Below are 13,605 nucleotides of genomic sequence, written 5' to 3'. Positions count from 1 at the left end.
GAAAAGGCCATCATAATGTTTGATGGCCTTTTTTAATGACTGAATCTAAAGGGAAAACTTGTTTAGCAATGGTGAGAAATTCCTTTACTGCTGGCCCTGCGTCGGCAATTGATTGACAAGCTAATGCCACTTCACGATGATTTGTGACATTCAACTTTCGTATTTGAACATTGGACTGTGTGTTTAAAAACAATTCAGGACCTATGGTCACTCCAAGACCTTCCTGAACCATATTCGCAATCGTGCTGCAATCACGCACCTTAAATCGGATGGATGGACGCACTTGCGCCTTCTCAAATAGTTGTTCAACTAGTGATTGATACATTCCTGTTGGCATAATGAAAGGCTCTTTTTCTAAATCCTTTACTTCAATCGTATCTTGAGCGAGAAGATGATGCTCTGAGTGAAGAGCAACGACCATTTGATCCTTAATTAAGGAAACAAGTTCAAATCCTGGATTTTCGTCCCCATTTACAACAAATCCAATATCAATTACACCTGATTTGAGCCATTCAATAATTTCTTCATAAGTTCCTTCGTACAATGTAAATTCGATGGCTGGGTGCTTTTTTTGAAACTTCGATAGAATCTTTGGCAACAAACAGGAAGATGCACTAGCAAACGTTCCAATACGAATTGTCCCAACTTCTAAATGAATAGCCAACGCCGCTTCTTGATTGATTTTCTCCACTCTGCTTAACACTTCTCGCATATGCGGAATAACCCTTTGTCCTACTTCTGTCAAAGCAATGTCCTTTTTACGATCACGAATCAATAATTGAACACCTAATTCGGACTCAAGATTAGAGATCGCATGGCTGACTGCAGATTGTGTCATGTTTAAAGATTCTGCTGCTTTTGTAAAGCTTCCTAGCTCTATGACTTTCAAGGTAATCTCATAACGAACAAAGCTCATGAGTATTTACTCATCTCCTATATGAAAAAGATCAATTTTACTCATGTTATCACAGCCTTTAAAATGAAAGCAATTGAAACAATTATGAAGGAGATGCGCATGAAAAATCAATTGACCATCATTTTATTAGCTTTAGGTGCATTTGTGACAGGCACAGCAGAATTTGTGGTTTCTGGCATTTTAGAAATCATTTCGATGGATTTGCAAATATCCATTGCTTTAGCAGGACAATTTATCACCATATATTCGTTATGCTATGCCATTGGTGCATTCATATTAGTGTTACTCACTGCAAAGTTCGAACGCAAAAAAATCTTATTATATGCGGTGTTCATGTTTATTGTAGGAAATCTGATCGCATTTGTTAGCCATCAATCTTTGTACCTCATGATCTCAAGAATTGTGATGGCGTTAAGTGGAGGTTTATACATCGTTGTTGCAACAAACTACGCAGCTAAAATCGCAAAAAAAGGGGAAAGTGGGGCCGCCATCGCAACAGTCATTACCGGTTTTACAGTCTCATTGGTATTAGGGGTACCCATAGGAACCCTTTTGGCGACTTATGTGGATTGGCATTATATTTTCCTTATCATTGCATTTGTTACAATGATTCTCTTCATTTTCTTATATCGATTATTACCCAATATGAAAGGACAATCACCATTACCCTTTCATCTACAGATGCAATTGTTAAAGGATACACCATTAATATTAGGATTTATTACAACAATTTTATGGATATTTGGATATACAATGGTCTTTGCCTATATCTCTCCTCTTTTAAGTACATCAGCCAATATGTCAATTGGAATGATCAGTGCCGTCTTATTTGTATTAGGTACTTCTGCCTTTATCGGTTCACGCTTCGGAGGTTATGCGGTAGATAAATGGGGACCAAATCGAACGATCTCCATTAGTTTGTTCATACATGCTATAGCGTTACTATGTTTCACATTTACCAGTCATTCAACAATCGGTGTATTCATCACCATCATCATTTGGGGAGCAGCCACTTGGACCACAACCCCCGCAAAACAATACTATTTGATTTCATTGAAACCACAATTCTCTGAGATCATTTTAAGCTTTAACACAGCATTCATGAATGTAGGCATGATGATCGGTGCTGCTTTAGGAGGTCTCGTCATCCAATATACAAACATTTCACACTTGAGCTGGATTGGTGGATTATTCATCATTTTGGCGTTTATCTCTATTCAATATTCTTTTCGGCTACATGCCACAGCACAAAAACAAGAATAAGAGCGCTTCATCACCTGTTGACAACGGTGTTCAGCTTGTAGACTTTGTCTACAAGCTTTTTTGTATCATTAGGGTAACAGCTCAACGCTGACGAAGCTCAATAAGATACACCTGATCATCGTTAAAATAGAACTCTAATACAAGTTGATTCTTTTTATCTTGATATTGAATACCAGTTTCATATCCTTCTACAAACCAAAGTTTCTTATACTGATTTCCATAGGTCTTGACGACATCTTCAACAGAATCCCCAATGTTGATCCCCTTAGATGTTTGATTATTCGCTTGTTTGGAGTGGTTAGAAATAGACTTAATCTGATCATTTTGGTCAACAGTTACAAATAAATCATCATCATTCCCTTTTAGTGAGAATACCACTTCATTTTTATGAGAGAACCGGTCATCTTTCTTAAATGCTTGATGGTTCGATAGTTTTTGATTAATACTTAAATGGCGTATGGATTCATTTTTTAGTGACACCGAGTGGAAATTTGTCAATAGAACAACAAAAATGAGTGCCAAAGCAACCATAAACGAAATACTTTTAATCATTGTTTTTAACGTGATCTTTTTTTGAGTATACAAGCGACCTATGATAAGAAAAATCCCCAAAACACGAACCTCCAGTTAACGTTCATTCTGTTTAATCTAAAATAGTCAGAGCATATCATTGCTTTTTTACCTGATTAAGCGTTTGATTGTAGTATAGACAGTGAAACATGAGGCAATAAAAATAACCCATAGCATGATCTTCAATAGATTTGTAGCATTGGTTACATATGTTCCAAGTAGACTATACATAAATATTGGTAATCAATCAATTTGTTACAGAAAAAGAACTAGAGGTGAAAATGATGACAACCTATGAGTCAAAAAACATTTTAAAAGAAGCAATAAAGAAGACGTACAATCAATACGATCAAGAATTTGATATCATTCCAGAAGAAATGAAAGATGACCGAATAGAGGATGTGAGTCGAACTCCTGCAGAAAATTTAGCCTATCAAGTTGGTTGGACAACTTTGTTACTCCAATGGGATCAAGACGAAACGGAAGGAAAAATTGTTCATACCCCAGCAGAAGGTTTTAAATGGAATCAGCTCGGCGCGCTATACTCTCTTTTCAATGAGGAATATGCCTGCCAATCACTCGCCGGATTAAGAGGTCAGCTCAAACAGAATGTTTTAGCTATTTGTGATATGTTGGATCATATGAGTGAAGAAGAAGTATTTGAACCTCACCAACGAAAGTGGGCAGATAACGCTACAGCAAAGGCTGTTTGGCCAGTTTATAAATTTATTCACGTGAATACCGTTGCCCCTTTTAAAAATTTCCGCCAAATTCGTAAGTGGAAACGATTAAAACAAGTATGAGACGTTCAAACATGAGCGTCTTTTCTCTTAACATAAAAAAAGCCAAAAAACCATGTAAAGGATTTTTGGCTTTTTGTTCATTCCCCTTTTAGGGTTCTGAATATTAAACAAAACCGTTGATTTTAAAGGCTTTTCAGGGACTAATTAATCAGTTAAAAAGCTGAAGCGATTTAACTGATTCTCACGGTATAATAACCAGCGAAACTGTTTTCTCTCTACCATTACTATTTTGCGATTCATGATAATATTTATTAAATAAATCATTAAGTTCTGACTGGAAATCTTCAAATTTAGACTCATCCAAATGAAACTTTGAAATGGAAAAAGTAGATTTATCTTCTTTTTCATTAATGGTCTCGTGGTAATTCTGATAGGACTGTAAAATGTACATGAAATAAAAAGTGACAAAATTTACCTTATCATCATACTTTGCCTGGTTCCATTCTTCCTCATCAATCTTATACGTTTCTGCGTTTATCGCGTAAAATTTTTCTTCACCTGAACGTGTTTTCTTTGTTTTTACAACTTTCACCAATTTATCTTCAAACATGGAATTCATATGTCTATATAACGTGGCCTGTGGCACGTCCTCCAATAATTGATTTAATTGTCTAATCGATAAGCCTTCTTCTTTATCAATTAACTCTAAAGCTATTTTAAAACGTATTTGATTTTTAAATATTTTGAATTCCAAATTGCTCACCACCATTTCTTTATCTTAATAGTACTTGTTTTTTATGGAAAAGTACAGTAATATTATCATTATCAATAATGATAACAATTTGAGGAGGGAATTGTTTTGAATACCGATATTAGCTTCTTATTGGATTTGGATTGGGGCACTATTTTACCTTTAGTCATACCGATTATCATTTTACACTTGTTACTTTTAGCTGTTGCTTTATTTGATTTGTATCGTCGAAAAGATATTATTCATCATCCCGTCATTTGGTTAATCGTCATTATATTATTAAACACTGCTGGTCCTATTATTTATCTCATTGTTGGAAGGAGGCTGTTAAAAAATGATCAACATTCATAAGGTGAATAAGTCTTTTAGAGGCAGACAAATATTAAAGGACATCACTTTTGATATTGCAGAAGGTGAGTGTATCGGATTATTAGGACCAAATGGTGCTGGTAAAACCACTTTGATTAAATGTATCACTGGAATCATACAATATAATAGCGGCGATATTACTTTTCACGGCAAAGACATTTTAAACTTTAAGAACGATATTGGTTACTTGTCACAAGACACAGATTTTAAACAGTGGATGACTTGTGAAGAATCTTTACGATTTTTTGGAAGCTTATCTGGCCTAAGCAAAGAATACCTTAATGACAATATAAATGTCATTTTGACAGACGTCGGGTTAAAAGACAAAAACAAATACAAAGTGGAAGAATTATCTGGAGGGATGAAACAAAGGTTAGGAATAGCACAAGCCATTTTACATCGCCCAAAGCTATTAATCTTAGATGAGCCAGTGTCCGCGCTTGACCCAGTTGGCAGAAATGAAATCAAGAACTTAATCAAAAAGTTGAAAGCATATACGACAATTCTAATATCTACTCATATCTTAGATGATGCAAGTGAGTTCTGTGATCGATACATGATTATAAAAAGCGGCGAAATCATTGGAAACATAACCAATCAAGATGAAACGGTCAATAAGAAACATGTATATTTCCAAGTTAATATAGACGATTCCACTGCATCAACCATGAAACTAAATAAACCATACGAATTGCAATGTATAAAGCCCGGGGAATTTTTAGTCACTAGTAAGGAACCCATCATTTTCTCTAATCTGATAAAAGAATTAGATCAACATAACATCCAGATAAATTCTCTGGCATATGAAAAAAAGAATTTAGAAAAAATATTTTTAGAGTTGGTGTCGGAAGTATGAGGAATATATCAATCCTATTAAAAGTCGAACTGTTAGAGGCTGTAAGGAATATTAAATTTATCTGGTTAACATTGTTTTTTACCATTCTTGGCGTAACACAGCCATTAATTGATAAATACATGGAAGTCATTATTAAAAATTTTGGGGGTATCGAGGGGATAATGATCGATCCAAACGCCCCTGAACCTCAAGCCAATGAAGTGATCCTCGCTACTTTTTCAGGTCAGTTTAATCAAATCGGACTAATCGTACTAATCATTAGTTTTATGGGGATGATAGCCAATGAAAAAAACAGTGGCGTTCAAGGCTTTATCTTCACAAGACCCGTAACTAGTTTAGAATATATTAGTTCCAAACTTTTTGGAAACTGGTTTATCAGCATGGTATGTATTTCAATCGGTTCATTCGTTTCCTATTTTTACACCATTTATCTTTTTGGATATTATTCTATCACTGATTTCTTATTATTCCTTGTATTTTATAGCTTATGGATTCTTTTCATCATAAGTTTAGTCATATTATTTAGTACGATCATAAAGAGTTCGTTGTTTATTGGTGTGACAACGATTTTATTATCAATTGTTTTGCTAATGTTAGGAAATATCAATGAAACATTTTCCTTATTCTTACCAAGCGGTGTACTTACATTAGCAGAAAACCTACTTCTCCAAACGAACAGTGCCAACTTCCTACTCATCATTGCACCAATCGTATACATTATTATCAATGTTTATACAGCAAAGCTTTTCATCAATCAAGTTTAGGAGGAATAGAGAATGTTATCAATTAAAAATTTAAGTAAAACATATAAAGGTTCTAATAAAGGGGTGAAAAACTTATCAATAGAATTGCATCAAGGAGATATCTGTGCATTTATTGGGGCAAACGGCGCAGGAAAAACGACAACAATTAAATCAATTGTTGGCATACACCCGTTTGACAATGGTGAAGTAACATTATTTGATACAAAGCTAGAAGATGATCCAGAACAGTTTAAGGCTATGATCGGCTATTCTCCTGATACACCCACTTTATATAATAACATGACAGGAAAAGCCTATATTGAATTAATTGCTTCCCTTTATAAAATGGATGAAGGTGAACGAGATAAAAACTTAGCATACTTACTAAAAGAATTAGATTTCAAAAGTTCTGTTCATGAGTTGATATCAAGTTATTCACACGGAATGAAACAAAAACTGGTTCTCATTTCGTTATTCATGCATAATCCAAAACTGATTATTTTAGATGAACCATTTATCGGTTTAGATCCCAACGCTACTCACTTTTTGATCAATGAAATGAAAAATAGGGCAAAAGAAGGTGTGATCATTTTGTATTCTACCCACGTTCTCGAAGTCGCCGAGAAGGTTTGTAATAAATTGGTGATTTTAAATAAAGGAGAAGTGGTTGTAAATGATACCATGCAAAATATTATAAAAGAAGCATCGTTAGGTGAAATATTTAGGGGTGTGACATCAATTGTATAATCTCAAGTTATTATTTTTATTTCGTTTAAAAAATCAAATGAAGCTTTCAAATTTGGATAGCTCTAACAAAGAAGTACGAAAACATACTATTTACACTATTTCGTTTTACATTGCAGCTTTTTTAATGTTTTTAGGTTATGTTTTTTTTATCTCTATAGACTTAAACATCAATCATAACATACAAGCTTTTTTTGTCATCATATCCTCTATGTTGTTTTGGGCTTTTGGAATCTGGAATATTCTCAGCGGATCTGATGATCTGATAGAAAGTAGTGACAGTGATTTCATTTTCAGCCTGCCGATAAAAAGCTGGCAAGCCAAACTGCTACCCTTATTTAGTAAATATATCATTCATATTTTCATATCCTTTACTGTGTTGATGTTTGGATATATGTTAACGCTTTATTTTTTTAATATTCACTTTTTAACCATACTTTTGCTTGTGGTTTTATTAAGTTTCATCATTCCGTTACTATCAATCAATTTGGCTTTTTTCATTTCAATGTTCGCACGAAATTTACTCACGTTTATTAAGTTTCGTAACAATGTAACAGAATCTATCCTTTCTTTAGGACTTTTTATAGCACCGTTAATTTATTTTATATATAACTCAGGATCCATCGGTTATAAAGAATGGTTGATAAACGCTTCTATTTTGCGATATTCACTTTATGACATAACAAAATTTCACTTTTTATTGAATCTCATTTTGTTAATTATTTTTGCGATTGTTACCACCTTGATCACAACATTTGCATTAAATTATTTTCACCAGTTCCTTAGAAATCAAAAAAACAAACAGCTAAAGAGTAGAAATACGAATTCAACTTGGGCTTTGTATACACCCCTTAGTGCATTATTAATGAAGGAATTTAAATTATATTTTTCTTCACTCGTATACGTAAGTAATACGATGTTAACTCCTCTTGCAATGGTCGTCTTGAATATATGTCTTTTAATTGGGGTCATACCAAATATCCATTCTCTTTCTTATGATTTAATAGGATTTACGATAACAGCTCAACATATATTCATCATGTTAACGTTCATATTTCTAATACTTACAACAACAACCTCTTGCAGTCTTTCATTTGAAGGACGAAGTATCTGGATCATGTTAGTAGCTCCTGTTCGTATCACCAAAATCGCATTAGCGAAAATTTTAGTCAATATACTCTTATTTTTACCCGGTATGGCTTTAACTGTAATCGTATTTTATGTGGTATTTCATGTAAGCATCTCTTACTTAATAACAATGACTGCATTCATGTTCTCAACGTTGGTCCTCATTAGCCTTGCTGGTTTTTTAGTCAATTTAAAATTCCCTTCCTATACATGGAGTAATGATATAGAAGTAGTCAAACAAAGCAAAGCAATCATCATTACCGCCATTATAAGTATGATGACTATCCCAGTAATTATTTCAATCGTATATTTAGATAATATTTTCTTAATCCTACTAATGATTATCGTAGAAATAGTGGCAATCGTTAGAATGATGACGAAAATATCAACTAGTCGCTTGATGTTAAACTAAAAAAATTAACTATGGATCTCGAAAAACATAAAAATTACATCAGAATTCAAATGCAATGACAATAGAAAAAAGAGCCGAAACCCTTTTCATCAAAGGGTTTTCGGCTCTTTTTTCTATTATTCCCACTCGATGATTTTGCAAATTCATTTAAAGTTAATTGTCAGTCTTAAAAGCTTTTAAATCATTTAAATATACTTCATGGAACATGAATTTATAACTGTTGTTTGCAAAATGTTTGTAGTTATGATATTGTGTGTTAAAACAACATCACAATATATTTGGAAGGGAGATTCTTTTCTTTATGGTTAGAGAGTATAAAACAGTACGCTTATCTGCAGAAGCAAAAGATTGGATCGATCAACTAATAGAACGAAGGGAGCTTCTTTTACAATCTGATATTAAAGATGGATTAGTAACACGTTTAGAAGATGATTTATTCGAGCGACACACAGATAAATTAAACGGCGTTTCATTTAATGTTGTTTTAAAAGTTTCAAATGGGAGCGTTATAGAAGAGGCATATAGAAATACAAGAAATTTATCTAATGAACAGTGGTTAGAAAAGTTAAGGGAATTGGAAAGCTTATCACGAGCTAAAAATTTAATTCAAAACACCTCTTCGGTAACGCCTCGACTTTATATGGATATTGATGTTATGGAAGGTTTAGAAGAATACCGAAAAAGATTCATGACATTAGATCGTGAAAGAATTGGCAAGAGACCTTTAAAACTTAGTTTTGTAATTAAATTAGTTGTCTATGCTTATCTTTCTGAAGTAACCTCAAATAATTAATAATTATGTCATATTATATATGGCATTCTCCTTTCATATTGTATAGTTGTTCTACAACACGTTTTAAATTTAGGGGGTGGTAACTCAAAATTGTTGAATTAGTTTTTATTAAAGGTAATAACAAGCTGATTTTTGCTAATTAATATTGATTAGGAGCGATTTATATGAGAGCACAAGAAATGATACAAATCATTCGACAAGTAGAACATAGCCTTCATGGAATACCTTTTATAGACAAATCAAGGATTAGATACTTTCAAAGAAAGAATTGGGACATTATGAAAGGTGTTAAATATGATAGCTCGTTTTATGCTTTTGTTAGGGAGCTTAAACAAGTAATGGGTAGTAATATAGCTGAAATTACAGCCAAAAAAATTCTTAACAATTGGTATCTATGGGCAGAGGATAATATCAAGTCACTCGAACGGATTCAACCATTTGAGTTTAGTGCAGATGCTATCGACTTTTTATACGTGATAGATTAGGACATGAGGACATACAAACAACATTAGGAACTTACGGACATTTATATCCTAATATGAATCGTGAAGTTGCTAATAGACTTAAAAATGTTATCAACGTGCAACATAATCAAATTGCGGATAGAAAGATGGTTTCAAACCAGTACGTAAAAAGAAATATATAAACTTTTATTATTAGACATATAGTATTATAATGATTAAGAACGTGTGGTTAGATTCTTAACTTGTGTTTCGCAAGTTTTGACAAAAATGGTAGGGAGATTTGTTCCTTATTATTCGTATAATGGTATCGTATAGTATCTATTCCTAATAGAACGTAATGAGTAACCACACGTTCTATTTTTTTTGGAGGCAAACTATGATCACTTTTGAAGACATAACATCAATAGATAATCTCTCAAATATTTTAAGAACACCGAAAAAAAAGTTAACTTACATGTTATATATTAAGAAAATTCAAAATTCATATACAACTTTCCAAATTCCCAAAAAAAGTGGTGGCCAGAGAATTATTAATGCTCCATCTAAAGATTTAAAGGATATTCAAAGAAGTATTGTGAATATGTTATTAAATCAACAAAAAATATTCAATTATCAAAATAAGATTAAGACGAACATTGCTCATGCTTTTACCAAAGAAAAAAGCATTATAACAAACGCTAAAATACATAAAAACAAACGTTTTGTTCTTAATATAGATTTAGAAAATTTCTTTGAAAGTTTTCATTTTGGAAGAGTACAAGGTTACTTTGAAAAAAACAAAAATTATTTGTTTCCCAAAAATATAGCAACAGTATTAGCTCAATTAACTTGCTATAACGGTTCTTTACCGCAAGGTGCTCCTTCCTCCCCTATAATAACTAATTTAATTTGCAATATTTTAGATATGAAATTATTAAAAATTGCAAAAAAATATAAATTAGATTACACAAGATATGCTGACGATTTAACTTTTTCAACAAACTATAAAAGTTTCGATGAAAAGTCAGAAGAATTTATAAGTCAATTAGAAATCATTATTAAACAATCTGGCTTTAAAATTAATCAAAAAAAAACTCGACTTCAATATAAGCAATCTAGACAAGTTGTAACGGGGCTAGTCGTAAATAAAAAAGTGAATGTGCCCAGAAACTTTTATAAAAACACTCGGGCAATGGCAAACTCTTTATATAAAAATGGATCATTCACTATAAATGGGGTAGAGGGTAGTTTCAAACAGCTCGAAGGTCGTTTTTCATTTATAAATCATATAAACAAAGAGAATAATAAAGAAAAGAAAAAAAATGATAAAAATTTGAAATTAAGTTTCAGACTTTTAAATGGACAAGAAAAAGAATATCAAAAATTTCTGTTTTATAAATATTTCTTCAATAATGAAAAACCTTGTATTTTAACAGAAGGCCCTACAGATATTATTTACTTAAAGAGTGCCCTCAAAAATCTCTATACAGATTATCCAAATTTAATTAAAAAAGTAAATGATGATTTTATATTCAAAATTTCCTTTTTGAAGAGAGGCGAAGATTCAAAAGCATCAAAAGCAAACAAAAAAATAAAAGGAAAGAAGACATCAAAATTGCAATACTTCTTTGGGTTAGAGAAAGATGGTGCGGATACCATGAAACAAATCTATAATTTCTATGTTTCTAATAAAGAGAAAAAAGATTGTCCAAACTATAGTGAAATTTTCAAAAACATGAATGTGAATTCTAAAAATCCCTGTATATTTATACTAGATAATGAAGTTAATAATAAAGAGAAACCATTAAAAACTCTAACAAACTATATGAATTTAAAAGAAGGAAAAATTGATGAGTTATGCGATAAAAATTATTTAAAGATTACTTCGAACCTTTATATCGTTACTAATCCATTGGTTAACGAACTAAAAGAATGTGAAATAGAAGATTTATTCGAATTAGATATCTTAAAAACAGAACTTAACGGGAAAACATTTGAACGATGTGAAAAAAAGTATAATCCCTCTGAAAACTATGGAAAAAGAGCTTTTTCCAAATATGTATGGAAGAACTATGAGGATATAAATTTCGAAAACTTTAGACCTTTATTAGATAACATCAATCAAATTGTAACAAATTATAATGATTAAAATGAATTTTTTGTTTGCACACGCTTAAAAAAGAGCCTCAAACCCTTTTAAATAAGAGTTTGAGGCTTTCTTTTTACTATTCCCACTCAATCGTACTAGGTGGCTTACTCGTAATATCATACACAACACGGTTAACGTGCTTCACTTCATTCACAATACGTGTTGAGATTTTTTCAAGTACATCCCAAGGGATTCTTGCCCAGTCGCTTGTCATGCCATCAATGGATGTGACAGCGCGGATACCGATTGTGTGGTCATATGTTCTTGCGTCACCCATGACACCAACACTGCGGATATCAGGTAGGACAGTGAAGTATTGCCAAATGTCGCGGTCTAGACCAAAGTTTGCAATTTCTTCACGAAGAATTGCATCGGATTCACGGACAATTTCAAGCTTATCTTCTGAAATTTCACCTAGTACACGGATGCCTAGTCCTGGACCTGGGAATGGCTGTCTCCATACGATGTCATCAGGAATGCCAAGCTCTGAACCAAGTGCACGGACCTCATCCTTGAACAGTGTATTCAGTGGTTCGATCAATTCAAATTGCATGTCTTCTGGTAGTCCGCCAACATTGTGGTGTGACTTGATTGTTTGTGCCGTTGCTGTACCACTTTCGATAATATCTGTATAAAGTGTTCCTTGTGCTAAATAGTCGATTCCTTTTAGCTTGTCCGATTCATCATCAAATACATAGATAAACTCGTTTCCAATGATTTTACGTTTTTGCTCGGGATCAGACACACCTTTTAGCTTGTTTAAGAAACGATCTTTCGCATCTACTTTAATGACGTTCATGTTGAAACCTTCGCTAAATGTCTTCATGACCCCTTCTGCTTCGCCTTTACGAAGAAGACCATGATCAACAAAAATACATGTGAGCTGATCGCCAATTGCTTTATGGATCAATACTGCAACTACCGATGAGTCAACACCGCCACTAAGTGCGCAAAGCACTTGCTTGTCGCCTACAGTTTCACGGATTTTTTGCATTTCAATTTCAATAAAGTTCTCCATTGACCATTTGCCATCGCATTCACACACACCAAATACGAAGTTCTTCAATAGATCATTTCCATACTCTGAATGACGAACCTCTGGGTGGAATTGAACGCCATAGAAATTTTTCGCTGGCAGACTCATGGCTGAGTTTGGACAATGTGTACTTGTTGCATCAACTGTGAAGCCTTCTGGCACTTCAACCACAAGGTCACCATGGCTCATCCAAACCACTTGCTCGCTTGGAAGGTCTTTAAATAGCGCAGGTGTTCCATTGATTTGAATATCCGCTTTCCCATATTCACGTTGGCTTGCTGCTTCTACTTTTCCACCAAGATAGTGTGTCATCAGCTGCATGCCGTAACAAATACCAAGGACAGGAATACCTAAATCAAAGATTTTTTCGTCACAGCGGAAAGAGCCTTCATCGTAAACGCTGTTTGGTCCACCAGAAAGAATAATTCCTTTTGGCGCCATTTTTTTAATTTCTTCAGCAGTTAAAGTGTGTGGATGAAGCTCACTGTACACACCAAATTCACGAATACGGCGCGTAATCAACTGGTTGTATTGACTGCCGAAATCGAGAACCAAAATCATTTCATTTACTAAATTCGTCATGGTGTCACCTCTATGTCCTATATATTTTTTTATAAACGCGCAGAAAAAATGAGAGGAGAAGGTTTATCTGATGCATCATATCTCTGCTCTCAGAATGAAGTAACGCT

At 33.4% G+C, this 13,605-nt stretch carries 14 protein-coding genes and 1 pseudogene; 11 read left to right on the top strand and 4 right to left on the bottom strand.

Annotation, left to right across the window (positions count from 1 at the left end; genetic code table 11):
- Positions 1–10 precede the first annotated feature (10 nt).
- A complete protein-coding gene (locus tag ACQKEZ_RS14845; RefSeq protein WP_427302069.1) occupies positions 11–916 on the bottom strand; it encodes a LysR family transcriptional regulator in 906 nt (301 codons plus the stop codon).
- Positions 917–1,015: 99 nt separating this feature from the next.
- Here ACQKEZ_RS14845 and ACQKEZ_RS14840 point away from each other — a divergent pair, with 99 nt between their 5' ends.
- Positions 1,016–2,179, top strand: a complete 1,164-nt coding sequence (locus ACQKEZ_RS14840; RefSeq protein ID WP_427302067.1) for an MFS transporter — start codon at positions 1,016–1,018, stop codon at positions 2,177–2,179.
- Between the two features lie 81 nt (positions 2,180–2,260).
- On the opposite strand, the gene ACQKEZ_RS14835 is transcribed toward ACQKEZ_RS14840, so the two are convergent.
- Positions 2,261–2,791 carry a hypothetical protein gene (locus tag ACQKEZ_RS14835; RefSeq protein ID WP_427302065.1) on the bottom strand — a complete coding sequence of 177 codons (531 nt, stop codon included), beginning with the start codon at positions 2,789–2,791 and terminating at the stop codon, positions 2,261–2,263.
- Between the two features lie 239 nt (positions 2,792–3,030).
- Between ACQKEZ_RS14835 and ACQKEZ_RS14830 the strand changes: the two genes are divergently transcribed.
- Positions 3,031–3,552 (top strand): ClbS/DfsB family four-helix bundle protein, encoded by a 522-nt coding sequence (locus ACQKEZ_RS14830; protein ID WP_427302063.1) that lies wholly within the window; start codon positions 3,031–3,033, stop codon positions 3,550–3,552.
- 181 nt (positions 3,553–3,733) lie between these two features.
- On the opposite strand, the gene ACQKEZ_RS14825 is transcribed toward ACQKEZ_RS14830, so the two are convergent.
- Positions 3,734–4,255, bottom strand: a complete 522-nt coding sequence (locus ACQKEZ_RS14825; protein WP_427302061.1) for a transcriptional regulator — start codon at positions 4,253–4,255, stop codon at positions 3,734–3,736.
- Positions 4,256–4,351: 96 nt separating this feature from the next.
- Between ACQKEZ_RS14825 and ACQKEZ_RS14820 the strand changes: the two genes are divergently transcribed.
- The 9 genes and pseudogenes from ACQKEZ_RS14820 to ACQKEZ_RS14780 all read left to right on the top strand — a co-directional run bounded on the left by ACQKEZ_RS14820 (position 4,352) and on the right by ACQKEZ_RS14780 (position 11,880).
- Positions 4,352–4,594 (top strand): DUF5652 family protein, encoded by a 243-nt coding sequence (locus ACQKEZ_RS14820; RefSeq protein ID WP_427302059.1) that lies wholly within the window; start codon positions 4,352–4,354, stop codon positions 4,592–4,594.
- Positions 4,578–5,468 carry an ABC transporter ATP-binding protein gene (locus ACQKEZ_RS14815; RefSeq protein ID WP_427302057.1) on the top strand — a complete coding sequence of 297 codons (891 nt, stop codon included), beginning with the start codon at positions 4,578–4,580 and terminating at the stop codon, positions 5,466–5,468. Before ACQKEZ_RS14820 ends, ACQKEZ_RS14815 begins: the two co-directional genes overlap by 17 nt.
- Positions 5,465–6,232 (top strand): ABC transporter permease, encoded by a 768-nt coding sequence (locus tag ACQKEZ_RS14810; protein WP_427302055.1) that lies wholly within the window; start codon positions 5,465–5,467, stop codon positions 6,230–6,232. The genes ACQKEZ_RS14815 and ACQKEZ_RS14810 overlap by 4 nt, the downstream gene beginning before the upstream one ends.
- Positions 6,233–6,244: 12 nt before the next feature.
- Complete coding sequence (locus ACQKEZ_RS14805) at positions 6,245–6,958, top strand: ABC transporter ATP-binding protein (protein WP_427302053.1); 714 nt, start codon at positions 6,245–6,247, stop codon at positions 6,956–6,958.
- Positions 6,951–8,495, top strand: coding sequence for a hypothetical protein (locus tag ACQKEZ_RS14800; RefSeq protein ID WP_427302052.1), 1,545 nt, complete (start codon positions 6,951–6,953; stop codon positions 8,493–8,495). The genes ACQKEZ_RS14805 and ACQKEZ_RS14800 overlap by 8 nt, the downstream gene beginning before the upstream one ends.
- Before the next feature lie 301 nt (positions 8,496–8,796).
- Positions 8,797–9,288 carry a hypothetical protein gene (locus ACQKEZ_RS14795; protein ID WP_427302050.1) on the top strand — a complete coding sequence of 164 codons (492 nt, stop codon included), beginning with the start codon at positions 8,797–8,799 and terminating at the stop codon, positions 9,286–9,288.
- Positions 9,289–9,452: 164 nt separating this feature from the next.
- Positions 9,453–9,773: a hypothetical protein gene (locus ACQKEZ_RS14790; RefSeq protein WP_427302048.1), complete on the top strand. Its 321-nt coding sequence runs from the start codon at positions 9,453–9,455 to the stop codon at positions 9,771–9,773.
- Positions 9,752–9,934: pseudogene (locus tag ACQKEZ_RS14785) on the top strand (site-specific integrase); the annotation flags it as partial. The gene ACQKEZ_RS14790 and the pseudogene ACQKEZ_RS14785, both read left to right, overlap by 22 nt.
- 194 nt (positions 9,935–10,128) lie before the next feature.
- The gene (locus ACQKEZ_RS14780; RefSeq protein ID WP_427302046.1) at positions 10,129–11,880 is read left to right on the top strand and encodes a retron Ec67 family RNA-directed DNA polymerase/endonuclease; all 1,752 of its coding nucleotides are present in this window, start codon (positions 10,129–10,131) and stop codon (positions 11,878–11,880) included.
- A gap of 76 nt (positions 11,881–11,956) precedes the next feature.
- On the opposite strand, the gene guaA is transcribed toward ACQKEZ_RS14780, so the two are convergent.
- Entirely contained in the window at positions 11,957–13,498 is a 1,542-nt protein-coding gene (guaA, locus tag ACQKEZ_RS14775; protein WP_427302044.1) for a glutamine-hydrolyzing GMP synthase, read from the bottom strand.
- Positions 13,499–13,605 lie beyond the last annotated feature (107 nt).

Origin of the sequence: Bacillus sp. NPDC077027 (assembly GCF_050269555.1) — a bacterium.
Classification (GTDB): domain Bacteria; phylum Bacillota; class Bacilli; order Bacillales; family Bacillaceae; genus Bacillus.
The sequence above is the reverse complement of the archived record's forward strand: the minus strand, read 5'-3'. Positions and strand labels throughout refer to the sequence as shown.